This window comes from Arcticibacter tournemirensis (assembly GCF_006716645.1).
GTDB lineage: Bacteria > Bacteroidota > Bacteroidia > Sphingobacteriales > Sphingobacteriaceae > Arcticibacter > Arcticibacter tournemirensis.
The window spans coordinates 4,700,544-4,725,677 of record NZ_VFPL01000001.1; the positions used below are offsets into that span (position 1 = coordinate 4,700,544).

At 42.5% G+C, this 25,134-nt stretch carries 25 protein-coding genes; 15 read left to right on the forward strand and 10 right to left on the reverse strand.

The window, feature by feature from the left end:
- Positions 1–109: 109 nt before the first annotated feature.
- Positions 110–1,006, forward strand: coding sequence for an AraC family transcriptional regulator (locus BDE36_RS19530; RefSeq protein WP_128768469.1), 897 nt, complete (start codon positions 110–112; stop codon positions 1,004–1,006).
- Between the two features lie 69 nt (positions 1,007–1,075).
- Here the strand turns inward: BDE36_RS19530 and BDE36_RS19535 are convergent, their stop codons facing one another.
- The 3 genes from BDE36_RS19535 to gap are packed head-to-tail and all read right to left on the reverse strand — an operon-like array spanning position 1,076 to position 3,725.
- Entirely contained in the window at positions 1,076–2,266 is a 1,191-nt protein-coding gene (locus tag BDE36_RS19535; RefSeq protein WP_141816200.1) for a phosphoglycerate kinase, read from the reverse strand.
- A 26-nt stretch (positions 2,267–2,292) separates the two neighbouring features.
- A complete protein-coding gene (locus BDE36_RS19540) occupies positions 2,293–2,727 on the reverse strand; it encodes a GNAT family N-acetyltransferase (protein ID WP_128768471.1) in 435 nt (144 codons plus the stop codon).
- Entirely contained in the window at positions 2,724–3,725 is a 1,002-nt protein-coding gene (gap, locus tag BDE36_RS19545; protein ID WP_128768472.1) for a type I glyceraldehyde-3-phosphate dehydrogenase, read from the reverse strand. The genes BDE36_RS19540 and gap overlap by 4 nt, the downstream gene beginning before the upstream one ends.
- 192 nt (positions 3,726–3,917) lie before the next feature.
- On the opposite strand from gap, the gene BDE36_RS19550 reads away from it, so the two are divergent.
- Both BDE36_RS19550 and BDE36_RS19555 read left to right on the forward strand, forming a co-directional pair.
- The gene (locus BDE36_RS19550; protein WP_141816201.1) at positions 3,918–4,790 is read left to right on the forward strand and encodes a cyanophycinase; all 873 of its coding nucleotides are present in this window, start codon (positions 3,918–3,920) and stop codon (positions 4,788–4,790) included.
- 118 nt (positions 4,791–4,908) lie between these two features.
- A complete protein-coding gene (locus BDE36_RS19555) occupies positions 4,909–5,130 on the forward strand; it encodes a hypothetical protein (protein ID WP_141816202.1) in 222 nt (73 codons plus the stop codon).
- An 11-nt stretch (positions 5,131–5,141) separates the two neighbouring features.
- Here the strand turns inward: BDE36_RS19555 and BDE36_RS19560 are convergent, their stop codons facing one another.
- Positions 5,142–5,642, reverse strand: coding sequence for a DinB family protein (locus BDE36_RS19560; protein WP_141816203.1), 501 nt, complete (start codon positions 5,640–5,642; stop codon positions 5,142–5,144).
- 106 nt (positions 5,643–5,748) lie between these two features.
- The gene (gene yiaK, locus BDE36_RS19565; RefSeq protein ID WP_141816204.1) at positions 5,749–6,732 is read right to left on the reverse strand and encodes a 3-dehydro-L-gulonate 2-dehydrogenase; all 984 of its coding nucleotides are present in this window, start codon (positions 6,730–6,732) and stop codon (positions 5,749–5,751) included.
- Between the two features lie 152 nt (positions 6,733–6,884).
- Between yiaK and BDE36_RS19570 the strand changes: the two genes are divergently transcribed.
- Positions 6,885–7,877 carry a YhdH/YhfP family quinone oxidoreductase gene (locus BDE36_RS19570; protein WP_141816205.1) on the forward strand — a complete coding sequence of 331 codons (993 nt, stop codon included), beginning with the start codon at positions 6,885–6,887 and terminating at the stop codon, positions 7,875–7,877.
- A 152-nt stretch (positions 7,878–8,029) separates the two neighbouring features.
- On the opposite strand, the gene BDE36_RS19575 is transcribed toward BDE36_RS19570, so the two are convergent.
- Positions 8,030–8,626 (reverse strand): hypothetical protein, encoded by a 597-nt coding sequence (locus BDE36_RS19575; protein WP_141816206.1) that lies wholly within the window; start codon positions 8,624–8,626, stop codon positions 8,030–8,032.
- Between the two features lie 20 nt (positions 8,627–8,646).
- Positions 8,647–9,174 carry a DUF4251 domain-containing protein gene (locus tag BDE36_RS19580; protein ID WP_141816207.1) on the reverse strand — a complete coding sequence of 176 codons (528 nt, stop codon included), beginning with the start codon at positions 9,172–9,174 and terminating at the stop codon, positions 8,647–8,649.
- A 321-nt stretch (positions 9,175–9,495) separates the two neighbouring features.
- On the opposite strand from BDE36_RS19580, the gene BDE36_RS19585 reads away from it, so the two are divergent.
- Complete coding sequence (locus tag BDE36_RS19585) at positions 9,496–11,046, forward strand: SulP family inorganic anion transporter (RefSeq protein ID WP_202618171.1); 1,551 nt, start codon at positions 9,496–9,498, stop codon at positions 11,044–11,046.
- A 29-nt stretch (positions 11,047–11,075) separates the two neighbouring features.
- Here BDE36_RS19585 and BDE36_RS19590 read toward each other — a convergent pair whose 3' ends face one another.
- The 3 genes from BDE36_RS19590 to BDE36_RS19600 form a co-directional block, all read right to left on the reverse strand.
- A complete protein-coding gene (locus BDE36_RS19590) occupies positions 11,076–12,878 on the reverse strand; it encodes a cellulase family glycosylhydrolase (protein WP_141816208.1) in 1,803 nt (600 codons plus the stop codon).
- A 202-nt stretch (positions 12,879–13,080) separates the two neighbouring features.
- Positions 13,081–13,818, reverse strand: a complete 738-nt coding sequence (locus BDE36_RS19595; protein ID WP_141816209.1) for an MBL fold metallo-hydrolase — start codon at positions 13,816–13,818, stop codon at positions 13,081–13,083.
- Positions 13,819–13,848: 30 nt separating this feature from the next.
- Positions 13,849–14,544 (reverse strand): uracil-DNA glycosylase family protein, encoded by a 696-nt coding sequence (locus BDE36_RS19600; RefSeq protein WP_141816210.1) that lies wholly within the window; start codon positions 14,542–14,544, stop codon positions 13,849–13,851.
- A 288-nt stretch (positions 14,545–14,832) separates the two neighbouring features.
- On the opposite strand from BDE36_RS19600, the gene BDE36_RS19605 reads away from it, so the two are divergent.
- The 10 genes from BDE36_RS19605 to BDE36_RS19645 all read left to right on the forward strand — a co-directional run bounded on the left by BDE36_RS19605 (position 14,833) and on the right by BDE36_RS19645 (position 25,066).
- Positions 14,833–16,005: a PepSY-associated TM helix domain-containing protein gene (locus BDE36_RS19605; protein WP_128768491.1), complete on the forward strand. Its 1,173-nt coding sequence runs from the start codon at positions 14,833–14,835 to the stop codon at positions 16,003–16,005.
- A 122-nt stretch (positions 16,006–16,127) separates the two neighbouring features.
- Positions 16,128–16,295 (forward strand): hypothetical protein, encoded by a 168-nt coding sequence (locus tag BDE36_RS23815; RefSeq protein ID WP_161987726.1) that lies wholly within the window; start codon positions 16,128–16,130, stop codon positions 16,293–16,295.
- A gap of 303 nt (positions 16,296–16,598) precedes the next feature.
- Positions 16,599–17,768 (forward strand): glycosyltransferase family 4 protein, encoded by a 1,170-nt coding sequence (locus tag BDE36_RS19610; RefSeq protein WP_141816211.1) that lies wholly within the window; start codon positions 16,599–16,601, stop codon positions 17,766–17,768.
- An 8-nt stretch (positions 17,769–17,776) separates the two neighbouring features.
- Positions 17,777–18,808, forward strand: coding sequence for a lysylphosphatidylglycerol synthase domain-containing protein (locus BDE36_RS19615; RefSeq protein ID WP_161987728.1), 1,032 nt, complete (start codon positions 17,777–17,779; stop codon positions 18,806–18,808).
- Positions 18,783–19,961 carry a glycosyltransferase family 4 protein gene (locus BDE36_RS19620; protein WP_141816213.1) on the forward strand — a complete coding sequence of 393 codons (1,179 nt, stop codon included), beginning with the start codon at positions 18,783–18,785 and terminating at the stop codon, positions 19,959–19,961. Before BDE36_RS19615 ends, BDE36_RS19620 begins: the two co-directional genes overlap by 26 nt.
- 163 nt (positions 19,962–20,124) lie before the next feature.
- Entirely contained in the window at positions 20,125–21,207 is a 1,083-nt protein-coding gene (pstS, locus tag BDE36_RS19625; protein WP_141816214.1) for a phosphate ABC transporter substrate-binding protein PstS, read from the forward strand.
- A 40-nt stretch (positions 21,208–21,247) separates the two neighbouring features.
- Positions 21,248–22,234 carry a phosphate ABC transporter permease subunit PstC gene (gene pstC, locus BDE36_RS19630; RefSeq protein ID WP_141816215.1) on the forward strand — a complete coding sequence of 329 codons (987 nt, stop codon included), beginning with the start codon at positions 21,248–21,250 and terminating at the stop codon, positions 22,232–22,234.
- Positions 22,231–23,079 carry a phosphate ABC transporter permease PstA gene (gene pstA, locus BDE36_RS19635; protein WP_141816216.1) on the forward strand — a complete coding sequence of 283 codons (849 nt, stop codon included), beginning with the start codon at positions 22,231–22,233 and terminating at the stop codon, positions 23,077–23,079. The genes pstC and pstA overlap by 4 nt, the downstream gene beginning before the upstream one ends.
- Positions 23,061–23,819: a phosphate ABC transporter ATP-binding protein PstB gene (gene pstB, locus BDE36_RS19640; protein ID WP_141816217.1), complete on the forward strand. Its 759-nt coding sequence runs from the start codon at positions 23,061–23,063 to the stop codon at positions 23,817–23,819. Before pstA ends, pstB begins: the two co-directional genes overlap by 19 nt.
- 389 nt (positions 23,820–24,208) lie before the next feature.
- Positions 24,209–25,066, forward strand: coding sequence for an N-acetylglucosamine kinase (locus BDE36_RS19645; RefSeq protein WP_141816218.1), 858 nt, complete (start codon positions 24,209–24,211; stop codon positions 25,064–25,066).
- Positions 25,067–25,134 lie beyond the last annotated feature (68 nt).

Below are 25,134 nucleotides of genomic sequence, written 5' to 3' on the forward strand. Positions count from 1 at the left end.
TCTAAATGGATAAATCCTACAAAAAGATGGATTATATTATCACAGATCATCATGCGTTTTCTATTAAAAAATTGTTAGATTAGTATTCGCATTTCAGACAAAAAAATCAATGAATCCAGCTACAGAGCCGAAAAAAAGAATTAAGGAAGGATTTATCGGGCAAAAGCTGATTGTTTTACCACCTAATATTAAGCGTAATATTGCCAGGAACCCGCTTATTAAAAGTTTCTATTTAACTGCGATAGGTCACTACCCTAAAGCGAGTCTTCATGGGATAGAAAGAAAAACGGGCTGTAATGAATATATTCTGATCTATTGCATTGAGGGGAAAGGTGACATATCAATCAGCAACGTTCAATATAATATTGATCCCAATACTTATCTGATCATTCCCAGAAATGTCCCACATAAATATAGAAGTTCCACAAGTAATCCCTGGAGTATCTATTGGGTGCATTTTAGTGGAGACCTGGCCCAATTTATTTATAACCGCTCTTTACTAAATGATCAGCCTCATGTGTATACCGTTCCATATGATGAGAACAGGATTAAACAATTTCAGCAGATATGCTATATTCTGGAACATAGCTATAATGAAAAAGAGATGGAAATATTGAACATCCATCTTTTACATTTTATTTCCTCGCTCATTTACTATAAGGAGATCAATCCCGCCCTTTACGATAATGACATTGTAAGCCAGTCGATAGCTTATATGAAAAAGAACATTGCCATGAAATTCACAATAGAGGACTTGGCGCTGCAACAACGTATTTCGATATCTCATTATTCGAGAATTTTTAAGCATAAAACAGGAGCCTCGCCCATCAATTACTTCAACCAGCTTAAAATCCAGAAATCGTGTCAATATCTCTATTTTACTGATTCGAACATCAAAGAAATATGTGCTCTGCTGGGATTTGACGACCCGTACTATTTTTCAAGATTGTTTACCAAGCTAATGGGCGTATCCCCTTCAGCATATAAAAAGAAGCATAAAAAATAAGGCTGGCACAATATGCACCAGCCTTACGTTTAAATCTATTTATAAAATACGGGCTACCAAGCCTGTGTCTTATTCATTGATTGCCTTCACCCCGGGAAGCTCTTTACCTTCCATGTATTCAAGTAAAGCACCACCACCAGTAGAAACATAGCTAACCTGATCTTCGAAACCAAATTTAGCGACAGCAGCGGCTGAATCACCTCCTCCAATCAGCGAGAACGCTCCTTTAGAAGTAGCCTCAACAACAGCTTCGGCAACAGCTTTAGTTCCGTTTTCAAATTTTTCCATTTCAAAAACGCCCATTGGGCCGTTCCATAAAATTGTTTTTGAACTGGCAACCACGTCTTTGTATAACTTAACAGCTTCAGGACCGATATCTAAGCCCATCCAGCCATCTTTAATATTATCATTGTTAGCCACATCGGTATTTGCATCAGCAGCAAAAGCGTCAGCAATAACCGAATCAACCGGCAATATCAGCTTCACGCCACGGCTTTTTGCCTTTTCAATCAGGCTTAGAGCAAGATCAAGTTTATCTTCTTCTACAAGAGATTTACCGATAGTTCCGCCTTGTGCTTTAGCGAACGTATATGCCATACCGCCGCCAATCAGCAGGTTATCTACTTTCTCTAACAAACGTTCGATTAGCAGGATCTTATCTGATACTTTAGCTCCACCCATGATAGCAGTAAATGGTCTTTCAGCTTTATTCAATACTTTTTCAGCATTTTCAAGCTCACCGGCCATCAGGTAACCGAAATATTTTGCGTCAGGAAAGAACTTGGCAATGATTGCCGTAGAGGCGTGGGCCCTGTGAGCTGTCCCGAACGCATCGTTTACATAAACATCACCCAGTTTGCTCAACTTTTCAGCAAATTCTTCGTTCCCTTTTTCTTCTTCTTTATAAAAACGAAGATTTTCAAGAAGAAGCACATCTCCGTTCTTTAATGCAGCGGCCTTTTCTTTCGCCTGATCGCCGATACAGTCATCTGCAAACTGAACATCTTTACCAAGCACGCCCGAAAGATGTTTTACAATATGCTTAAGCGAATATTTTTCAGTAGGTCCTTCTTTTGGCCTTCCGAGATGCGACATCAAAATTACAGATCCGCCATCGGCAAGGATCTTCTTTATAGTAGGCAGCGCACCTTGAATACGGTTGTCATCCGTGATATTAAAATCTTTGTCGAGCGGTACATTAAAGTCTACGCGGATCAGCGCCTTTTTCCCTGAGAAATTCAGATTATCGATGGTTTTCATTTTAAAATAATAATATATATGTATAATTATGAAAGTTTAAGATACATTACCCTGTGCGGCCCTATGTTCTGAATTTCGAATTCTTCTGATATAAATTCAAATCCCTGACCCAGATAAAAGCTATAAGCTACCTTTCGGGCATCGCACCAAACATAGCTAACTTTTTTGCCTTTTAGATATAAAACACCAAAATTAGCAATGAGGTTTCCAATTCCCTTCTTTCTATATTCAGGTAGAACAGCCATTCCCCTTAGCCTGTAACCCATTCCACTAAATCCCTCTCTACCTTGCGGCAGAAAAGAAACAACAGCTATTAACTGGCCTTCTTTAAAGTATCCAACATGAAATGCTTCAGCTGCTTCGTCGCCTTCAAACCGGCAATCTTCCAAAAGCAGTTTGCCGTTCCTTAAAATCTCGTTTCTTAATGGCAGGGTCTGTTCAGCGCTGATAAATTCGATCATCTCCTTTTCAATAAAGCAATTTTATCAATCATGTCAGCCAGACGGCTTGAATAACCATACTCATTATCATACCATCCAACAACCTTCGTGATCCCTCCTACTACAGAAGTTAACAAAGAATCGAAGATACAGGAATGAGGATTATCAAGAATGTCCACAGAAACTATAGGATCGACGGTATACTGCATAATACCCTTTAAGGATGTATCTGCCGCCCGCCTGAATTCAGTATTAATCTCTTCTACAGCAGGTTGCACCTTTAAGGTACAGGTAAAATCAGTCAGTGACCCGTTTAATACCGGCACCCTTATTCCGGCCCCACCAAGCTTTCCTTCAAGTGAAGGAAATATGGACGTAATTGCTTTCGCGGCTCCGGTAGTGGTAGGAATAATCGACGAAGAAGCCGCCCTGGCTCTGCGAAGGTCACGGTGAAGTCCATCATGCAGGTTTTGATCACCCGTCATAGAGTGAACGGTGGTGATATAACCGTTAACAATCCCCCAGTTACTTTCAAGTACCTTAATCATAGGAGCTATATTATTGGTAGTACAGGAAGCATTTGAAAGAACAGGCGATGAAAAATCGATCATTTCATCATTTACACCTAATACGGCAACAGGAACGTCCTTAGTTCCGGGAGGTGCTGAAATAATCACCTGCTTTGCTCCCGCGGCAAGATGAAGCGCGGCTTTCTCCCTGGTTATGAATTTCCCTGTTGATTCAATAACGATGTCTATATCCAGATCTTTCCAGGGAAGTTTTAAAGGGTCTGCTTCGGAAAAAACCGAAACAGTCGTTCCATTAAGGAGCAATGAATTATCTCCTGGCTCTATGCTTCCTTTAAATCCCCTGTGTACGCTGTCGTATTTTACCAGGTGGGCCATGGTTACCGGATCAGCTAAATCATTAATTGCCACTATTTCAGCAGTTCCTCTCTCTGAAAGTATGCGGAGAACAGTCCTCCCGATACGTCCGAAACCATTAATAGCAATTCTCATCCTTCAAAAATTAAAGCGGCAAAGATAAGTTTGCATTCCATTTCTGTCTGTGAACAACTCATCCCAATGCATAGCGACCAGACCGCCAATGCGCCAAAGTTAATTTCTGCAAACCAAAATCACTAATTCTTTTACAGAAAGCTAAACAAATAAACAAAAGAAGCAGTTAGAACAGAACATCTGCGAATATTTATGAAAGAAAAACCAATAAATGAATGCCCGGTCCCCAAGGGGATCATCATGGTCATTGGAGGACATGAAGACAAGGGAGAGATTCCAGACAGAGAGATTACGAGGCAAAACAACCATCCTCTTGACGTACTCAAGTCATTCAGATTCCTTATCAAGTCAAATAATCCGGTACTTGAGATCGTTACTACAGCGAGCAGCGAAGGTGACGAGCTTTTTAAGGAGTACGTGAAAGGCTTCAACGACGTCGGTATTAAAAACATAAACAGGATACATCATGAAGATCGCCAAACAGCAATAAATGAAGGCCCAACCTTTATCGAAAGGATCAACAAAGCTGATGCTGTTTTTTTCAGCGGAGGCGATCAGTTAAAACTAACGTATCTTTATGGCGGTACAGAATTCCTGCTGCATCTTAAACAACGGTATATTCATCATGGGTTATTGATTGGAGGCACGAGTGCCGGCGCAATGGCGATGCCCACCCCGATGATCTACGCTGGAAATAAAGATGTGCAGCAGTTTAGCGGTGAGATAAGAATCACAACGGGACTGGAATTTTTAAAAGATGTTTGTATTGACACACACTTCGTAGATCGCGGCCGCTTCATCAGGATGGCCCAGGTGATCGTCACCAATCCTACTTGCATCGGGATAGGCATTGAAGAGGATACTGCGATGGTTATTCGCAACGGCATAGAGGGCGAAGTTATTGGTAGCGGTGTAGTAATTATTATCCAGGGACACAACATCCAGAACTCTAATATTACAGAGTTCGGCAACAAGAAAAAAATCTCCATAAGAGGCCTTGATGTTGACATCTTATCTCATGGAGATTCCTTCATAATTCCTCAAACTAATCCGCCCCACATTTAGTGGTTAAACAGAATTTACGTAACATCTTCCTATGTTTTCATTGACGTGGTGCATTGCAGCATAAACACTTCAATAAAACTATACTTCATGTTGTCCGTTCTATAAAGAAAAGAAAAACATGAGCGATATAAATAATCAAAGCGATAAGCCGGAAAAACTGTATCCTAAGGATTCAGAACGGAAACACATCAAACATCCTGAGGACGACGAAGAGGCTGTGTTAAAACCGGAAGACAGGGAATATAACGAAGAAGAAGCGAATTTCAGAAGTCCCGCTAAAACCAAGGAAGAAAGCGAGCAACCAGTCAACCCGGTTAAGACACCTCCTAAGGACGTTTAGTCTTTTATGCGCTATTCCATCGCAGGCAGTCCCATGCCTGCCCATTCTTCCTTTGAAGGGCCATAGATGCCGGGAACCGGCAAGCCGAGCAATCGCATAATAACTGTCATTTGACTGCGATGATGTGCCTCATGACGTATAAGAACAGACAAAAGTGTCCCCTTCTTCCAATATTCACCGTACATATTTAATTCTTCATCAAGACTCGCATCCGACCATCTGCTTTCAATAACCGTTATAAGCTCTCTGCTCCATCTTTGATAAGCGTCGGTAATACCCTGCATTGTTTCGGGAACGGATTCCTCCTCAAGGAAGTCCTTATCGAACAAGCCTGCCCTGCTGCCCATTTCGGTAATAGTTTGAACAATGTGCCAGGCAAGCCTTTCGAGGCTCCGTACGTTTTCATGAACCTTTCTTTTTTGCGATCCTTCCTTAATGAAAGAAAATATCTTTACTGTATTTTGGCTTTCTCTTTCCCAGTCGGCAATAAAATCAGCTATTCTATAATACATGTCACCTTCGTTTATTTACCAAACTTAGAGAAATTCCATTTACGTGCAAAGTATATAACGGTGGTCAGAATAACCTTACGTACTTCTCCTCCATGTTTCAGATACTTTACATTGCGAGAACCCGGTTCCAGATCTCTTCATTTACAGGAATGCCATTCTTTTCATTGTCGCGACGGGTTTTTAACGTTTGTTCCCCCGGATAATAAATCGCGCCTTCAGGTTCAACAGGAGCGCTGGTTTTCGTATAGTCAAGTATTTCTCTGATGAGATCAGCATGCAGATCTTCGCGATGCAGACAAAGAAAAAGCTGTGTTACGCCTGTCTCCTTTTTATCCGTGCTGATATCCCTAACACTTCTTCCTCCGCTCAATGCCGTTAGAAGCACATCAAGGACAAGCGACAGCCCCGATCCTTTCCAGAAACCAACCGGCAGGGCACGCATAGAGCGTGATATAGCAGCCGGATCCGTACTCAGACTACCCTTTTCGTCATACCCGCCCGGCACAGGGAGCTGCTCGCCATTAAACTCGTATTCCTGTAACTTACCAAAAGAAAATTGTGAAATGGCCATGTCCAGAACGACATGGCCGTCATTATGGGGGATTGCTATTACAAGAGGATTGTTGCCAAGCCGCGGCTCGACACCTCCCCAGGGTGGCATATTAGCTGTAGTATTCGTAGTACAAATACCTATACAGCCAGCGTCAGCAGCTTGCCATCCGTAAGTTCCTCCCCGCATCCAGTGGTTCGTGTTTCGCAGCGAAACACATCCCAATCCGTTCTCCTTAGCCAGAGTTATCGCTCTGTCCATACATATTCGGGCATTGTACATTCCCGGAGCCAGGTTTCCCTCCCACGTTTCAATCAAGCCTTTTCCAGCTGCTAACTCGGGTTCTGCATCAGGTCTGACCAATCCCTCTCTGACATATTGTGCAAAAACCGGAAATCGGTTCAATCCATGAGAATAAACGCCATCAAGACTGTTCGCTGCGAAAACTTCTGCACACAGTTCAGCCTTCGCTTCTGTGAACGACAGAGAAATAAGTACTCTTTTAAATTCATTTTTCAGTTCACGGAAAGTAACTCTCATAATTTCTGCAATTTCAATCTATTTCTTATACAGACCTTGTTTCGGCGCTATATTATATAAACCTTTCTGATTACTTTTGAGTTTTAATAAACTGAGCAGTAGTAAAACCGATGCCGTTGACTGGTAGTATATCTGCTCCTAGCTTCAATTATATGTTATTTAAAGCATTCGAGGTCGCAGAAAGCTCCGAAAAAGAATATAAATCCGCGTTGGTTACTAAATCCGAAGACGATCTTCCTCCGGGTGAAGTACTGATAAAAGTACAATACTCATCTTTAAACTACAAAGACGCCCTTTCTGCAATCGGAAATAAAGGAGTAACCCGCAACTATCCCCATACTCCCGGCATAGACGCCGCAGGAACAGTAGAAAAAAGTGCAGATCCGCACTTTAACAGGGGAGATAAGGTAATTGTTACGGGTTACGACCTCGGCATGAATACATCAGGTGGCTTTGCTGAGTATATACGGGTGCCGGCCTCCTGGCCGGTGCACCTGCCCGAAGGCCTGAGCCGGAAACGTAGTATGATGTTTGGCACCGCTGGATTAACAGCTGCGCTATCTGTATATAATCTAAAAAAACAGGGCATCACTCCTCCTAATGGAAAAATTATTGTTACAGGAGCTTCCGGCGGCGTGGGTAGCCTCGCAGTTGCAATTTTGAGTCACCTGGGATTTCACGTAACCGCCGTCACCGGAAAAGAAGACGCAGTGGACCTGTTACTGGATTTGGGGGCCAAAGAGGTTATTCCCCGTGCAGCTATTGACGATCATAGCGGAAAACCTTTTTTAAAAGCACAGTATGCAGCCGCTATTGACACTGTAGGGGGTAACATCCTTGCCACTGTTCTAAAAAGCCTCAATTACGGCGGAGTAGCAACCTGTTGTGGCCTGGTAAGCTCACCCGAACTGCATACTACTATTTATCCCTTTATTCTAAAAGGGATTCGTTTAATAGGAATTGACTCGGTTCTTTGCGATCACCACCTCAGGAAAGAAATATGGGAACATCTGGCAACAGACTGGAGGCCAGCAAAAATGGATAAGATTGTAAGTGTATGTACCCTTGATACCATTCAGGAACATCTTGATTCGATGTTAAAAGGACAGCTTACGGGCCGATATATAGTAAAGATCTCCAGCTAGATTTAAAGATCGATGTTCAAAGAGATCAATTCTCGAAGCATGTTTTTTTATTTTTTCTTTTGAAAAGTAAAAAAACGCTTATATTTGCTTTCGATAAGGTTTAGGTGCCTCGACTACACTCATTGTAGCGGGGCTTTTTTTTTGCTACAGATTTACAATTTCTCACAAAGGTCGTTCGCACAATCACTCAGTTTAAATGCCAACTCAGTAAGCAGTTTAACATTTTGATCTCCAATGTCCAGGAGAGCAAGCGATTCATCCGTCGGAAAATACAATGAACTTACATGCTCTTCGGGCACTTCATTGACCCCGTTTGACAACGAATAACACAAAGTCAACAGATTGAATACGCTAAGGTGGGTATATCCCATCACCTCATTTAACCAGAAACGATAGTCATTTTCTACAGCTTCGCCATAATCAGGTGCATATTCGCTACCCAGCCCGTTTTCCAGACCTTCATTCAGTTCTTTATCACTAATATTATTGATATTCAAAAGACTGTCGCCGTATTCCTCAATATCATACATGGCAGAAAGTATGATCTTTATATTTTCATCGTCAAGAGCTTCAAGCAAAGCTACATCGCCAGGGTATTCTTCTCCATCTTCAAAAATATCCTTAATATCTTTCAACTCATTATGCAAGGCAGCATTTAATCCATATATAAAGAGCTCACGGTAAACGGTACTTAACATACAAGCTATATTAAGTACCTGATCTTTGTAATTAAATTTGTTGTCGTCCATCTGGTAATCCGACAGCAAATTTATTCTTTTTTATTTTCCTCCTTATTCTTTTCAAAATAGCCATTAAATGAAATCGGCTGCCTGTTATTGTCGGTTACTTGTACCGATCCATAACCACTTTCTGAAATGTAAAATGTTAATTGCTGAATGTTATTTACGTCACGTGGTTTAATTACAATATCCCACCCACTCTTTTTTTTATTACTGACAGTATATTGAAAATCTTTTGAAGTGAAACGAATTCCTCCCTCAGAAGGATTCATCGGTGCGGTATAAGCCCGCCCGAAGTATGGAAGAAAACAAATTACAGTATCCTTTTTTACCTGAACGTCGTATTCGGATGTTAGCTGAAAAGAACTCCCCCCCATTGGCAGGGCGAACTGCGCTTTGAAAACAAAATCTTTTGAACTTACCATCTGTTTTATCTCAGCCGCTTTCCGTACTCTTTCCTCTTTTTTCGAAGTTTGAGCATATACTTCGTTCAGCCCCGTAAAAATAACAAACAATGACAACATCACGTTGTAATTCAAAAATCTACTCCTTTTCATGATTATTTGGTTTTGGTTTTACTGTTAAATATACTCTAATTTACAATATGTTATAGAACGAATCAATAGGTGATAAATAGCGATATGAGATTTGAGATATTAGAGATAATCTTAATGTTACTTGATTCTTGTTTCTTATTTCTTGTGTCCTGATACCTGTGTCTTAACTCTTGATTCTAAAATATGATCCTCGTCACTTAAATTGACGAAAGATTTGCTTTTAGTTAAATTTGCACACATTCTTTAATCCGGCCAAAGGATTAATTACAACTTCAATTGCTAAAGTGGCCATTCTTAACTGGCCAGTTCTATTTATCAGTAGTGAAAAGAAAAATAAAATATTACCGTCTGCTGTGGTTAAAACACGACCTGCCAGCGGGACTCTCTGTCTTCTTTGTTGCGCTTCCACTTTGCTTGGGTATTGCATTGGCCTCTGGAGCCCCTCTCTATTCGGGAATCCTGTCGGGAATAATCGGCGGATTGGTTGTTTCCCTCATAAGCGGCTCATCATTGAGCGTTTCCGGTCCTGCCGCGGGGCTTACCACACTCGTTTCGGCATCCATTATTTCGCTGGGCGATTACAAGATATTTTTGTTGGCTGTAATGGTTGCCGGATTGTTCCAGCTTCTCCTGGGTCTTTTAAAGCTGGGCAGTATCGCTAATTATTTCCCGTCATCAGTTATAAAAGGAATGTTAGCAGCTATCGGAATCATTCTAATGTCCAAACAGATTCCCCTGGCTATCGGTTACGACCAGCCCGACTTCTGGACGAGCGGATTCCTGCGTTTATTTTCAGACGAAAACTTTCTCGGCAACTTTAAAAATTTCAACCTGCACATACGCAGAGGAGCCATCCTGATAACAATAATTTCATTAGCCACTCTTATTCTTCTGCAACGGCCCTGGGCAAAAAAGCTAAGAGTAGTACCGGCTCCATTGCTGGTTGTGATCCTTGGGATCGTCGTTAATTACCTACTGACACACTTGAATTCCGACTTTTCACTTAAACCCAACCAACTCGTCAATATTCCCTCGAATATTTTTGCAGATATCTCTTTCCCTGATTTCTCAAAGCTTTTTTCTAATACAGAGATCTGGAAAGACGGATTAATCATCGGCCTTCTGGCAACGTTAGAAACCCTGCTTTGTGTAGAAGCGGTTGACAAACTTGATAAACATAACCGCATTACCCCGGTTAATCGTGAGCTTATAGCACAGGGAATCGGAAATATGACCTGCGGACTTCTGGGTGCCATCCCTATGACCGCGGTTGTAGTTCGGGGAGCAGCCAACGCAGACGCGGGCGGTAGAACAAAATTCTCTGCATTTACTCATGGCGTCTTTCTTTTGCTTGCAGTGGCGCTCATTCCCTTTTTATTGCGGATGATTCCCTATGCTTCGCTTGCCGGCATACTTCTGATCACCGGTTATAACCTTACCAAACCCAAGCTCTTCCGCAATATGTGGGGACTGGGATGGAAACAGTTTTTTCCGTTTATTCTTACCATCATTGTAATCCTCGCTACTGATCTGCTGATCGGTGTGACTATTGGCCTTTTGATATCAATTTACTTTATTGTTCTTAATAACTTCCGTGTTGAATATAAGGTCACAAAAACGAAGCAACACCAGACTGAAGTTCACCTGATAAGGCTCAATTCCAATGTTACGTTTCTTAACAAAGTGAACCTGAGAAAAACGCTTGACAGCATCGCTCCATATAGCGTTCTTACGATCGACGGCAGTGACTGTAACTTCATTGATTACGACATCTTAGAGATCATCAGCGAATTTGAAACTAAAGCCCACGACCGGCATATTGAGGTGCATCTGCAGGGAATTGAAAAGGTAAACGTTTCAGCTCTGCATTAAAGATTTCATTTCGCAGGCCATGATGCTACCTAACGGCGGCCAGCACGCCCCGAGAAACGAAGCTCCGTAAGATCCATCCCTCCCTTCTCTACGTATACTCGTACTTTATTTGCCCCTTTAGTTAGACGGATATTTCGAAATTCTAAAAATCCAGATGCCTTTAGATCTTCAGTAACCGGGATAGGGGAATTTGAAACGAAACTCTTTCCATTAACAACAAGAAGAAATTTACCGGTGTCAATCGGCGATTTAATATTGAGGTGAACAGTGTAACACGCTGCTCTTTCAACATCAATAGTATACTGAAGCCATTCCCCGTCTTCAATATCGCTCACGTAGTATTTTTCATAACCGCTTGAGTCGCGCCTGATATCCACACCGTCGTTTCGATATGCGCCACCGCGGTTTCCTCTTCCATCCTGCCCCGATACCCGGTAATTGGCTGTATCCTTATCAAAATAGGCGCATCCGTTCCTTCCCAGGTCGTAATCAACAGCTTGAATAATCGTACCAGGTCCGGTCAAATGTTTTTTAAACGGTTTGGTTTCTGTAGAGAAAGGCTGTCTGATCATTGCATCAATTACGTCGCGATGAACCACATTGTTCCGAATCTTAAGTGCGGAAGCCAGCTCCATTAAACCACTGTAAGCGTCGCTCTCGCCCGGTTTTTTCCCCACCCCGTTCCAATAATTTACTACCCGGTCGTAATTGGGATTAGATTTCACTTCAAGCGGGTTGTTGATGCCAACTTTCTTCAAAGGCCACCACGACCATCCAATATTATTCGTCTCCAGTAATCGGATAGCATCGGTAAACCACACATTCGAGTTTTCGCCCGTTTCGCCCAGCCATATCGGAATATTGTATTTCTCCCGGGCTTCAAGGAATCCCTTTATTGACTCTAAATCATTAAAATTCCAATACTTATGATAGCTTAATGCCATGTTGTTATCCCATTGAGGTAAAATTCCCCTGTAGTTATTACCCCAGCCGTTTCCTTCAATAATGATAAGGTGATTTTTATCCACTTCACGAATTGCCCTCGTGATATCCACCATCAGCTTTTTCAATGGCCCGTTTGTTGGTTCTCCCGTTCCATTTTTATCTTTTTCCGGATCAGTAAAACCCCAGTTTGGTTCATTAATAATGTCATATCCACCTATCCACTGTTCACTTACGTACCGCTCTGCCAGCTTCCTCCATAAAGCAACAGTCTTTTGCTGGTTTGCTTCACTATCCCACAGCGAGGGTTTTGAAGGATCACGGTCCGAGATATTCAGATCGTTCCCCTGGCCTCCCGGCGCAGCATGCAAATCAAGGATAAGGTACATCTGATTTGCCTTGCACCATGACAACAGGCTGTCAGTCATGGCAAACCCTTTAGCAAGCCAGGTATTCACTCCTTTCACAGGCTCCTTTTCTAGTGGTAGAGTATAAAGGTTATAGTGCATGGGTAAGCGAATCGAGTTAAAACCCCAGGCCTTCATCGAATCCACATCGGCCTTCGTGGTATGATTCAATAGCCACGATTCGTAAAATTCATCTGCCTGCTTTTTACCAATGAGTTCCTCAATTCTTTCCCTGATCCTATACTGCTGGCCATCCCTGTTAACCTTCAACATGTACCCTTCCTGTAACATCCATCCGCCAAGTCCTATACCACGAAGTAATACATTGTCTCCTTTCCTGTTAATTATCTTTTGGCCGTCAGCTCTTAAGAAGCCCTGACCAAGGGCCGTACCGTAAAAAAGGAAGTGTGTTAAAAAAAATATACAAGATACGAGTATAACCCTGCGGTCAAGTAGTTGTGTTTTATTTGAAGTGGAGTACATTATTATTGAACTTAAAACTTTCACTGTAAAGGCTAATAGCCTGAACGCATTGCTGCGATAAATCTAACACAATTGCAGCAGTTTTGGCGACAGTTTTCTAACACTGATACACTTATTCGAACACGACCAAAAGCGTCGCAAAAGCGTTTGAAAAGCGCAGCCATACCGCAGCCCGCCACCAACTACCAGCTGAAATAGCTAGCTATATATCCACTTTCATACCGTCAAACGCACATTCAGCATCAATCTGATCAATATTATTCAGCATTTCGTTATCAAAATGAGTGAGGATGATTTTTTTACATGTTAGACCGGGCAGCCACAACTTCAAACTCTGATAATTCATGTGCCCTCTAACCTGAAGATTGAAAAAGTTACATTCACAAATGAAAAGATCGGCATCTGCACTAAGAGGAATCAGATTGTCAGTCCACTCGGTATCACCTGAATAACTGATGATCTTATCAGCAATATGTATACGTAAACCATGTGGAAATGCGGCTTCTGAATGAATAACTGGATAAGCTTGTACCTTAAGCCCTCCGGTGACAATAGTTTCGAAGGGCTGATACTCCAAAAAACTGATATTAAGCTTCTCCAGAACCTCAGTTCCAGGATAAAGCAGCGAGAGAAGTTGAGTTACCTTTTCCTTACACCCGGGGGGACTGACAACGGTGATCGGCTTCTCACACCTGCATACAGCAGCTTCCAGGAGAAAAAAGGGCAGTCCACCGAAGTGGTCACCATGAAAATGAGTAATGAGGATGGTACCGATATCTTTAATATCTATACCGTTCATTTTCAAGCCAGGGATGGAACTCGCACCGCAGTCAATTAGAAATCCAGAATCTGGCGCCTTAACGTAAAAACAAGTACTTAACCTCCCTCCGCTGCCAAAAGCGTCACCGGTTCCTATAAATGTCAATTTAATTTCTGTCATTGTCGTTGTAAGGACTATATGGTTAATGTTCTATTTACACTGACTGAACGCTTCCAAATACTTATCTATATACTCCCTCTTTGTTTTTGATTTATACTGCATAATATAGCGGGGATGCTCCAGCGCAATGATCCTTTTGAAAATTTTTTGTTCATCATTTAGCTTCCTGAGAAAGGCTTCGTTCCTGCCCGTACCAAAACAAAAACAAATATCTGTTTCAAATCCAATATCGATCTGTTTTCGGATATTCTCGATTATAAACGGGTAAGCAGCATTCTGCAATTCCTTATTATCGTAGTAATTATAATTGGTTTCCCGGCCATTCGCCCCTCTGATAGTAAATCCAAGGGGAAATACGGAATGAATATAAAACCTGTGATAAAAGGCTGCTACTCCGCCAAATGCTTCAATCATATCATAAATAAACTCCGACGAAGGCTCGTGAGTTATCGGTCCGGGAAATGCGATTCCACATCTGGATATCAACCTTTTGGGATCAGTAAATGAAACCCCGGTAGTTCCAGAGCCGAACCTTCCAGGGTTGATGCCAAGTATTAAATGCCGCGGATGATTATCATTATAGTACTTGTGATAGAATTCGGTAGAAGCCGCGAGGGCAACTTCGTTTTGCTTATAAGGATTCATAATGGAAATCCCATCAGGTAAAGGTCCAGTATACTCAAGTTGGTTGTTATATTCAATAATCTTATCGGCAAAAGTTGTCATCGTCTCTTCCTGGTTTCAATTCTAAATTAGAATGCATTAAATTATATCAGAGGTTATAAATATACTTAACGGAGCTTTTATGGAGCGTCCAAGGATGAAGCAGGGATCAAATTTAAATTATATAGAATTATTCTAAATAATTTGGTGTTTTAATTACAATCTCATTACTTTGCGACTGTTTGTAATTATTCTAAATAAATAGAGAAATTAATACGTGGTTGTGCCTGAACGATTCTACCGGCAAGCAAGCACCGTGAATTAAAAGTTAGCATATCACTCTGATCCCGCATGACAGTAAAAAAGATAATAGGCAAATTGCATCTTTGGCTCGGACTCGCATCGGGACTAATTGTTTTATTTCTGGGAGTTACAGGATGTATTCTTGCCTATCAACGGGAAATTGAAGATGCTGTTCAATCTTATCGTTTTACCGAAAAGCAGAACCAGGCTTTGCTGACACCAACCCAACTGCAGAAGATTGCGGATATTCAACTGCCCGGAAAAAAACTTCACAGCATCAGCTATCAGACGGGCCGCTCCTCAGTAGCAGTATATTTTAGCTTAGAACCAGAGCAATATTATTACACCGTATTCATCAATCCTTACAGCGGTGAAGTACTCAAGGTAAAGAATATGGCCAATGACTTCTTCCGCATAGTTATCAATGGACATTACTATCTCTGGCTTCCCCCTCATATCGGCCAGCCAATCCTTGCGACAGGTACCCTTATTTTTGTAATCATGATGATAACGGGTATTATTTTATGGTGGCCCCGACATAAAAAAGCATTAAAACAGCGGTTTTCAATAAAATGGGATGCGCGATGGCGAAGGGTAAACTACGACATGCATAATGTATTGGGTTTTTACATGACCTGGGTAGCCCTGTTCCTTGCCTTATCTGGCTTGGTTATGGGATTTCAGTGGTTTTCAAAATCGGTGTACTGGATTGCATCCGGAGGAAAACAACAGGTTCAGTATACTGAAACATTTTCAGACACTACTAAAATCCTCGCAGCAGGTACCGGTATGCCGACAGTAGACAGGCTATGGATGAAAACGATGAAAGAGAATCCTCAATTTAAGGGGATCATCGATGTACATCCTCCTGAAAATGAAAAATCAGCCATTGAGATTGCTGTTAACCCCGACAGTGAAACGTACTGGAAGGCCGACTATCGTTACTATGATCAGCATACTTTAAAAGAGATTGAAGTAAACCATATTTATGGCAGATTTGCCAATGCTTCAGTAGCCGACAAGATCATTCGCATGAATTATGATATCCATGTGGGAGCCATCGGAGGGCTGGCAGGAAAGACTATTGCTTTCTTTTCAAGCCTGATCGCGTCAAGCCTTCCCATTACCGGTTTTCTGATTTGGAGGGGCCGAAAAAAGAAAAAAAGGAAGGCTATTCATTCTATTGAGAAGGTCGAGTTAGCATCAGTGCTGCCCTCATAAATCCAGCACACAGCTGTTTCAAAAGCTTAACATAACGATAATAATCGTAAAGTAACACAATTCCCCGACCAACTGTTATATAAACGAGCTGTCTGATAAACAGCCTGAAAAAACAGATGATTATGGACTTAAATTACTGGTTAATCGTACTTGTTCTGCTGATTGTTATCGCAGCCCTTTTTTTCTTTTTAAAACGGAATGCAAAAGACAAGAAAGCACTGGGGAAAAAGCTTAACGCCTCTGAAACAATCCCGGCCAGACATGACGAAAACGATGAAAATGTAACCTGATCATATTCAGGCAAGGGCAGTCTCCTCGATATATATACTTGTCGATATATACTTGCCCGAGGCGGTGCTGAGTGTACACAATTGCGGCATACTGTTACTCAACAGTTCATAGATACCATTCCTATCTGGCTGGATTCAAACCATCAAAGTCCATAAGCATTGTTGCAAAGCAGCGATTAATTTATGCTGAGCTAACAATGAAATAACATCTGCCATCTAACTTGCACTGCAGTGAGAGCTATAATATCAGAGGTATGGAATATAACTGCCAGTAACAAGGAGTGAACTATAAAAGCCACCACAATGACTAAAATCAAAGTAGCCTTCTTTGCTGAAATACTGATCGAGGATTTCGATGGTGCCTCACGCACGATGTTTCAAATCATCAAAAGAATACCATCTGAAGAATTTGAATTCCTTTTCATTTGTGGAACAGGCCCCGATCAGCTTTACGGATTTGATTGTATCCGTATGCCTACCATTACTTTACCTGTCAACCATACTTATAAAATGGCATTGCCAGCTCTCGCACAAAACAGGCTTAAGACAAAACTCCAGGCTTTTGCTCCAGACATCATTCATATTGCAACCCCTTCTATCCTGGGCAATTTTGGTCTTAAATATGCCCGTCGACGGCAGATACCTGTTATATCAATTTATCATACCCACTTTATTTCATATATTGATTATTATTTCAAACATGCCCCCTTTCTGATCAGCACAGCGAAGTCCCTTGTAGCCGACAGCCAGAAAAGCTTTTATAACCAGTGCGACCTTGTGTATGTTCCATCGGAGAGCATTTCATCAGAGCTCGTTGAAATGGGCATCAATGAGCGCCTCATGAAGCTTTGGAAAAGAGGATTGGATGCGAATTTGTTCTCGCCTGAAAAAAAGAATTTTAAGGCGCTGCACAAGATAACGGGAAATAGTGATCCCTGCATTCTCTTTGCCAGCCGCCTTGTTTGGGAGAAGAACCTGGAGACCTTGTTTGAAATATATGACGAAATCACAAAAGAAGGCCTGGCTGTAAACCTGCTGATAGCCGGAGACGGAATAGCGCGAAAAGCGTGCGAACAACGTATGCCACAAGCTTTTTTCCTGGGGCATAAAGGCCATCAGGAACTAGCCGCGATTTATGCGTCAGTCGATATTTTTCTGTTTCCGTCTGTTTCCGAAACATATGGTAACGTAGTGCTTGAAGCAATGGCTTCTGGTATTCCCTGCGTCATCGCCGACGGCGGGGGCTCAGCAGACTTTATTAACCACGGTGTAAACGGGTTTAAATGTGAGCCATATAACGCTGTGGATTATGCAGAAAAAATTGAAATTCTGCTCAGCGATAAAACACTAAGAGACCGTTTTATTACTGAAGGATTGGCCTTAAGCAGGTCATGCAGCTGGGATCAACTGGTAAATATCTATTTCGACGACCTCAAAAAATTATCAGAGTACCATGTATTGGCAGCTGTTTAATGACACCGATGAAACTGATTAAAGTCATTGTCACTGTCTCCGTTATTGTTTCGCTGGTGATTTTCATTCGGGCGACCGATTATAAAGAAGTAATAATCAGCATTAAGAAGGTTGGTTATAACTTTATCATTCTGATCCTCACTACCGGGGTTGCCTATATATTTGGCACTTTAAGCTGGAAATACTCTATGGGCAAACATCTGGCAGATATTTCACTCCGCAGACTCTTTCAGGTCCGCCACGCCGGTGAAACAATAAGCCTTCTTAACCCGATGGGGATTGTCGGCGGAGAGGCGGCAAAAGTACAGCTACTGGGATCATATATTCGAAACAAAAAAGCTATTGTGGCCTCTATCCTGGTTTCACGGGCAATTATGATCATTAGCCAGCTCTTCCTGTTCTTTCTTACGGCAACTATTCTTTTTATACAGGGTGTAAAAATGGACACCATTAATTTAAATGCAGAGAAGTGGGTTCTCCCTATTGGGATTGTCGTTGTATTGGTTATAATCATGTTAGTAGTTGGAGTTACTTATAAAACGAGGTTAACGGGGATGATTCGAACGACAAAGCAAGGTCGTCAGCTTGCCTTTAAAACAGGGGCATTAAGGCTCAAACTAAAGGAGATATATGCCGAAACTATTAAATTATGCCGGTACAGCAGAAAAGCAGTCATACTTGCGGTTGTGTTTGCTCTTCTTCACTGGATTGCCGGCGCCTTTGAATTTTACTTCATACTTCATTTTTTGGGAGTAAAAATCAGCATTCAGCAGGCCCTGCTGATTGATATGGGCGTCATCTTTTTTAAGGCGGCAGGCGCTTTTATACCGGGGCAGATTGGCATTGAAGAACTTGGCAATAAGATGATGCTTTCTGTTATAGGAGTGCACGAAGCCGGGATATGGATCTCTGCCTCGATTTTAAGACGTTCACGGCAATTAGTCTGGATTGCGTTTGGAGCGTGTATCTATTTCTTCCTCGATAAAAACCGGCTGTCAACGTCACAAGAACCCAATGGAAGTACTTTTTGTAAGTCATAAATATCCCCCGGCTACCGGCGGAATGGAAAAACAAAGTTATGAACTGATCAAAGGCGTAGGACGGTATACTAAAGTGCATACTATTGTGTTTGAAGGAGATGGAAGCCGGATTGAGTTTTTCACCCGTCTTAACAGGAGGATTATAAGAATATGCAAGGAGAATCCAGGCATTTCCCTTATACACTTTAACGATGCCCTGATAGGGGCCTGGAGCCTTACACACACAGGATACAGCCATCTCAAACGTACTATGACTGTTCACGGGCTGGATATAGTGTTTCCCTCATTCCTTTACCAGCGCTTTGTTCTTCCAAAGTTCAATAAATTCGATCTGATAATTGCTGTCAGCCAGGCTACAGCGGATGCCTGTACAAGCAGGGGCATTGCTGAAGATAAAATCAAAGTTGTAAATAATGGAGTCGGCAATGGAATAAGTTTACCGGTAGCGAGAACAGATGCAGACTTCCTTCTTCAAAAGAAATTCCAAATCAACAGCACTGGAAAAAGGCTCCTCATATCGCTGGGGAGGCAGGTGAAACGTAAAGGTTTCTCATGGTTTCTTCGAAATGTGATTCCGGAATTACACGACGACTTTATCTATTTAATGGTAGGGCCGACAATAAGTCCGTCTGATCCCACCGCCCGCTTGCTAAAGTTATTGCCCACTACTGTCAAAAACCTTATTGAATTATTTCTCGGCTTCCCCGGTGATGCTGAAGCTATCAGGGGCCTCTTCAACGATCCGCAAATCTCTGCTAAAGCTAAGCTTTTAGGAAAACTCACCGCTGACGATATCAGGATACTCCTGGGTGCTGCCGATGCGTTTATAATGCCTAACATAAAAGTAGAAGGCGATATGGAAGGCTTCGGGCTTGTCTGTCTGGAGGCGTCATTGCTGGGCACAAGGGTAGTCGCCTCTGACATAGAAGGAATAAGAGATGCGGTTCACAACGAAAAAAACGGATATCTTTTGCCATCCGGCGACGTTGCCGTATGGACTCGTACTTTAAATCAGTTGATTACGCATCCGGAATCTTTAACATTGCAACGAGAAGATGTTGCAAGATACACCAGGCAGCACTTCAGCCTGGAAAGAATGGCACAGTCGTACTTCTCGCTGTTTAAGCAAACAGGCAATCCACCGGATATATAAAATCAACATAAACTTAACGTAAACATAACATGACGAACAAAACATGCTTCAGCGGTTTCCGTTTTAGGTGTAAGATTTATAGTGCGAAAAGCTTGCCCCGGACACGTGATAGCGTCGCCCGACTTTGTTATGGAATATACAACAAAAACGAGAGAGTAAGACCATGAAATCAAGAAAGGGTGAGTTTTTAAATATTGCAGGCTTTGTTTTCGTGTTGCTCCCAGCATTCCTGATTTCCTGCAACAGTGGTAATGACAAGGCTACCGGCCTGATTGGCGCGGGGAGCAGTTTTGTATATCCCCCTTTTTCTACCATGTTCTCTGAGTATCATAACCAGTACAGGATGCAGGTAAATTACCAGTCTATTGGTTCCGGCGGCGGCATCCTGCAGTTAACGAACAAAACCATCGATTTTGGCGCCACTGATGCACCCGTTAACGAGGAGCAGGAAAAGAATCTTGAAGTACCGGTATTGCACGTACCGGTATGTATTGGCGCAACAGTCATCAGTTATCATATACCAGGAGTAAAAGACACTTTAAACCTCTCACCGGAGGTACTGGCAGACATTTTTTTAGGTAAGATCAAAAACTGGAATCACCCTTCTCTCAAAAAGGATAATCCCGGAATATCTCTTCCAAACCGGATGATCACCGTGGTACACCGCTCCGATGGAAGCGGCACGTCTTTCATTTTCACTGATTACCTTACCAAGGTTAGTAACGAGTGGAAAGAAAGGGTTGGAAGGGGAACCGCTGTAAACTGGCCTGCAGGATTAGGTGGTAAAGGAAATGAAGGTGTTGCCGGACTGATTAAACATTCGCCTGGAAGTATCGGATATGTAGAGCTTTCTTATGCTCTTGAAAATAAGATGGGTGTTGCCCGGATTAAGAATCTTTCAGGCCGGTACATTGCGCCAACCATCAGCTCTATCGCAGCAGCAGCCGATATTGAACTGCCGGCAGATGCTAAAGCATCTATCACGCAGACCCCAGCCCCTGAGGGATATCCTTTATCCAGCTTTTCATGGGCGCTGATCTATAAGGAGCAGAAATACAAAGGCCGGAGCAGGGAAAAAGCGGAGGAGTTACTACGCTTGTTATGGTGGTGTACGCACGAAGGGCAGCAATACAATGAGCCGCTGCACTATGCTCCCTTACATGGGCAGGCATTAAAGGTAACAGAAAAGATTTTGCGGTCGGCTACCTACGATGGACAGCCTATATCCGCACTTATAAATAAATAACAGGCAGTCAGACGTCAGTAATAAAGACAAAAGGGCACAGATGGAAAAAGAAAAAATCAAGAAAGGAAAGAATGCTGGCAGCTTCAGGGAGCTTTCGGGTACTTTATGGGATAATGAAAGCAAGGTTCTTTTGCCCTTGGAGAGCCTTGATAAACTCCGGCTGCAGGAGCGAAACTTCAGGGCTGGACTTTCCACAGCCTCTGCCCTGATCCTGGCGATAGTAACGGGCATCTTTATCACGCTGGTGATTGCATCGCTGCCTTCTATTAGGGCAACGGGCTTCGTTTTCTTTACCGGAAGCACCTGGGACCCAGTAAAGAACATATATGGCACTCTTCCTTTTCTCGTAGGCACAGTTATTACCTCGTTTCTGGCTTTGCTCATCTCGGTCCCCTTTTCATTAGGTGTAAGTTTATTTTTAGGAGAATACTATCCCAAGGGATGGTTTTCGTCGGCCTTGCGCACGGCTGTCGACCTGATGGCGGGCATACCTTCTGTTATATATGGCTTCTGGGCCTTACTTATCCTGGTGCCCCTTGTGCGAAGTTTAGAAATGGGCATTGGGGTACCGGCATATGGAGTAAGTATATTAACCGCGTCGTTGGTTTTAGCTATTATGATCATTCCCTATTCTGCTTCTCTGGGACGTGAGGTGATCGCTATGGTACCAAAGAACTTAAAGGAGGCGGCTTATGCCATGGGCGCTACGCGGTTCGAAATGATCAAAATGGTGGTGATCAGTTATTCGAAGTCAGGATTGTTTGCAGCCACGCTGCTATCCCTGGGAAGGGCATTAGGAGAAACGATGGCAGTGACAATGGTAATAGGAAACTCTTCTATATTGCCCAAAAGTCTGTTTGATCCAGGCAATACCATGGCCAGTGTAATTGCCAATGAATTTACCGAAGCAGCAAGTACTACTTATTTTTCGGCCCTGATTGAGCTGGGCCTTCTGCTCTTCCTCCTTACAGCGGTTATTAACATCGTCGGCAAATCGGTAATGAAGAAATTAAATGTAGTGAAATGAAAGAAACTGCAATAAGAAACAGGATATACAAAAACAACCTGATAAAGGGTTTAGTTATCACTTTTGCCCTTTTATGCGTTGTTCCGCTGATATCAGTCCTCTTCTATATTGTAAAACAGGGGGTAGGCAGTATAAACTGGGATTTCCTGGTAAATGTGCCTAAGCCTGTAGGAGAAGAAGGAGGAGGCATAGCCAATGCGCTTGTGGGAAGCCTGATCATTGTAGGAATAGCCACCCTGATGGCCGTGCCCATAGGCGTTGCCGGCGGAATCTATCTGCATGAAAATAAAAACACCAGGCTGGCTAACTGGAGCCGGCTTTCAACCGATGTGCTGATGGGCGTGCCCTCTATTGTTATAGGGATCATTGCTTACTTCTGGATTGTGATGACCTTTGGCAGCTTCTCTGCATTTTCAGGAAGTGTAGCCTTAGCAATCATGATGTTGCCCGTAATTGTCCGGTCGACAGAAGAGACGCTATCACTCCTGCCCCGCCAGTTGAAAGAGGCTTCTTTTGCACTGGGAGTGCCCTATCATAAAACCATTATGCGGCTGGTTTTACCCTGCGCATTGAGTGGTATTATCTCGGGCATTCTATTATCTGTGGCACGGGTTGCCGGAGAAACAGCTCCGCTGCTCTTTACTTCTTTTGGCAATGCTTACCTGAATACCCATCCGGGACAGCCAATGCAAAGTCTTCCATTGCTTATTTTCAACTACGCTACCAGTCCTTACGAAGACTGGCACAACTTAGCCTGGGGCGCATCCTTCATTCTTTTAGTCTGGATCCTGCTCATGAACTTTTTTACGAAACTTGCCATCAGAAAATGGAGAATTACATACTAAAAACTGAGAACCTTAACGCATACTTCGGAACAAACCATATAGTAAAAAATGTAAACGTTCAGTTTAAGCCGAATCACGTTGTCTCGGTAATGGGACCATCGGGATGTGGAAAAACAACCTTTCTCAGATGCCTGAACAGAATGCATGAACTAACTCCCGGAACGCATACAGAAGGTAAGATCCTGATGCATGGTAAAGATATCCAGGATTTACCACCTATACTGGTAAGATCGAAGATCGGCATGGTATTTCAGCAACCTAATCCCTTTCCTAATATGAGCATTTACGATAACGTGATTGCAGGATATAAGCTAAACGGGGTTCAACTAAATAAAGATGACCGGGATCAGATTGTGCAGGATGCCCTTACCCGCGCTGCTCTGTGGGATGAAGTAAAAGATAAGCTGGGACATAGGGGGGCCTTTATTTCCGGAGGGCAGCAGCAACGGCTTTGTATAGCAAGGGCCATTGCGCTGAAGCCCGACGTTTTACTAATGGACGAACCTACTTCGGCTCTCGATCCTAAGTCGACATCCCAAATAGAAGAACTTATACAGAAGTTAAAGCAAAACTATACGGTCATCGTAGTGACTCACAATATGCATCAGGCAAAGCGGATCAGCGACTATTCGGCTTTTTTCTTCTTAGGCGAGCTGGTAGAATATGGTGTAACCAAAGAAGTTTTCGACGGACCGGCCGATAAGCGTACAAGGGGATATATTTCCGGCGACTTCAGCTAGCGGCCTCCCGGAAATATCGCCGGCGAAATGCGATTAAATAGCAAAATTACTTTGGAGGAGAATAATATGATTTAAACTTAACAAATTCTTATTACTAAACTCTTATTTTTGCATAAAACCACCGGGACAAATACAGCTAAAGAAAGAGGCATCTATTGATGCAGCCTCTTTCTTCAAAGAGCGGTGACATTCCATCCTTCCTCATTCATTTCTTAAACAAACTTGTTACAATCCTCTTAATTGGTGCGATTTCGTGTTTGTAGAGGCCGAAAAGGTAATAAGTAGATATAGCAGATCAGCAGCATCTGAATTAGTGATTACAATCACACAGCTAAGTGTATTAATTACACTAAGTTTTATTTACCTTTAAAGTCTTAACTATAAACATTATGATACTTATAGCAGACGGAGGATCAACCAAGACGCACTGGTGTCTTATTCATCAAAACAACGAATCAACGGACTTCCATTCAGAGGGTTACAATCCCTATTATGTTAATGAAAGCTATATCATTCCTTCCTTAAGGGCTTCGCTTCCCGCCGGCCTGAACGTGAATGAAGTGTCTGAGCTTTACTTTTATGGCGCGGGTGTTCACAATGAGGAAAAAGCAGATATACTTAAGAATGCCTTTCAAACGGTGTTTCCGAACGCTGTAATTGCTATTGAACACGATCTGCTTGCCGCTTGCAGAGCACTTTTAGGAAACCAGGAAGGATTTGCTGCCATTTTAGGAACGGGTACGAACACCTGCATGTATAACGGAACCGAAGTTGCACATAATATCGATTCTGCTGCTTACATCCTGGGAGACGAAGGAAGCGGCTGTTATATGGGGAAGAAGCTCCTGAAAGATATCATACGGAATACCGTACCTGCCGATATTAAAAAGAAATTTGATGCGGCGTATAACTTAAGCGAGCATGAGATTATGGATAATATCTATACAAAGCCGCTTGCAAACCGTTTTTGTGCAGGGTTTACCAAATTTTTTGATGACAATATGGACAGCGAGTATTGCAGAAACTTAATCACATCTTCTTTCAGGGATTTTTTCAGGGAGCTTGTAAGTCTTTATCCGGGTTACAAGGAAGTTAAGTTTAACTGCATCGGTTCTGTAGGCTTCTATTTCCAGGATATTCTTAAAGCCGTTGCTTCAGAGTTCGGAATGGAAACGGGGGTTATCCTTCAATCTCCAATTGCAGGATTGAAACATTACCATTCATTAAACAATGAAGTAAACGCCTAAATACTATTTTGCAGGTATTAACAGTACCTGGATTTTTCCGGTGATCTGTTAATACCTGCAATTATACG

Excerpts from the sequence above, each read along its gene's own strand:
- BDE36_RS19560 (WP_141816203.1), bottom strand. The coding sequence starts at position 5,642 with ATGTATTATAGAATAGCTGATTTTATTGCCGACTGGGAAAGAGAAAGC.
- BDE36_RS19645 (WP_141816218.1), top strand. The coding sequence starts at position 24,209 with ATGATACTTATAGCAGACGGAGGATCAACCAAGACGCACTGGTGTCTT.
- BDE36_RS19550 (WP_141816201.1), top strand. The coding sequence starts at position 3,918 with ATGAAAGAAAAACCAATAAATGAATGCCCGGTCCCCAAGGGGATCATC.
- pstS (WP_141816214.1), top strand. The coding sequence starts at position 20,125 with ATGAAATCAAGAAAGGGTGAGTTTTTAAATATTGCAGGCTTTGTTTTC.
- yiaK (WP_141816204.1), bottom strand. The coding sequence starts at position 6,732 with ATGAGAGTTACTTTCCGTGAACTGAAAAATGAATTTAAAAGAGTACTT.
- BDE36_RS19580 (WP_141816207.1), bottom strand. The coding sequence starts at position 9,174 with ATGAAAAGGAGTAGATTTTTGAATTACAACGTGATGTTGTCATTGTTT.
- BDE36_RS19595 (WP_141816209.1), bottom strand. The coding sequence starts at position 13,818 with ATGACAGAAATTAAATTGACATTTATAGGAACCGGTGACGCTTTTGGC.
- BDE36_RS19620 (WP_141816213.1), top strand. The coding sequence starts at position 18,783 with ATGGAAGTACTTTTTGTAAGTCATAAATATCCCCCGGCTACCGGCGGA.
- pstA (WP_141816216.1), top strand. The coding sequence starts at position 22,231 with ATGAAAGAAACTGCAATAAGAAACAGGATATACAAAAACAACCTGATA.
- BDE36_RS19570 (WP_141816205.1), top strand. The coding sequence starts at position 6,885 with ATGTTATTTAAAGCATTCGAGGTCGCAGAAAGCTCCGAAAAAGAATAT.
- BDE36_RS19605 (WP_128768491.1), top strand. The coding sequence starts at position 14,833 with ATGACAGTAAAAAAGATAATAGGCAAATTGCATCTTTGGCTCGGACTC.
- BDE36_RS23815 (WP_161987726.1), top strand. The coding sequence starts at position 16,128 with ATGGACTTAAATTACTGGTTAATCGTACTTGTTCTGCTGATTGTTATC.
- gap (WP_128768472.1), bottom strand. The coding sequence starts at position 3,725 with ATGAGAATTGCTATTAATGGTTTCGGACGTATCGGGAGGACTGTTCTC.
- pstB (WP_141816217.1), top strand. The coding sequence starts at position 23,061 with ATGGAGAATTACATACTAAAAACTGAGAACCTTAACGCATACTTCGGA.
- BDE36_RS19590 (WP_141816208.1), bottom strand. The coding sequence starts at position 12,878 with ATGTACTCCACTTCAAATAAAACACAACTACTTGACCGCAGGGTTATA.
- BDE36_RS19575 (WP_141816206.1), bottom strand. The coding sequence starts at position 8,626 with ATGGACGACAACAAATTTAATTACAAAGATCAGGTACTTAATATAGCT.
- BDE36_RS19535 (WP_141816200.1), bottom strand. The coding sequence starts at position 2,266 with ATGAAAACCATCGATAATCTGAATTTCTCAGGGAAAAAGGCGCTGATC.
- BDE36_RS19555 (WP_141816202.1), top strand. The coding sequence starts at position 4,909 with ATGAGCGATATAAATAATCAAAGCGATAAGCCGGAAAAACTGTATCCT.
- BDE36_RS19615 (WP_161987728.1), top strand. The coding sequence starts at position 17,777 with ATGAAACTGATTAAAGTCATTGTCACTGTCTCCGTTATTGTTTCGCTG.
- pstC (WP_141816215.1), top strand. The coding sequence starts at position 21,248 with ATGGAAAAAGAAAAAATCAAGAAAGGAAAGAATGCTGGCAGCTTCAGG.
- BDE36_RS19540 (WP_128768471.1), bottom strand. The coding sequence starts at position 2,727 with ATGATCGAATTTATCAGCGCTGAACAGACCCTGCCATTAAGAAACGAG.
- BDE36_RS19530 (WP_128768469.1), top strand. The coding sequence starts at position 110 with ATGAATCCAGCTACAGAGCCGAAAAAAAGAATTAAGGAAGGATTTATC.
- BDE36_RS19600 (WP_141816210.1), bottom strand. The coding sequence starts at position 14,544 with ATGACAACTTTTGCCGATAAGATTATTGAATATAACAACCAACTTGAG.
- BDE36_RS19610 (WP_141816211.1), top strand. The coding sequence starts at position 16,599 with ATGACTAAAATCAAAGTAGCCTTCTTTGCTGAAATACTGATCGAGGAT.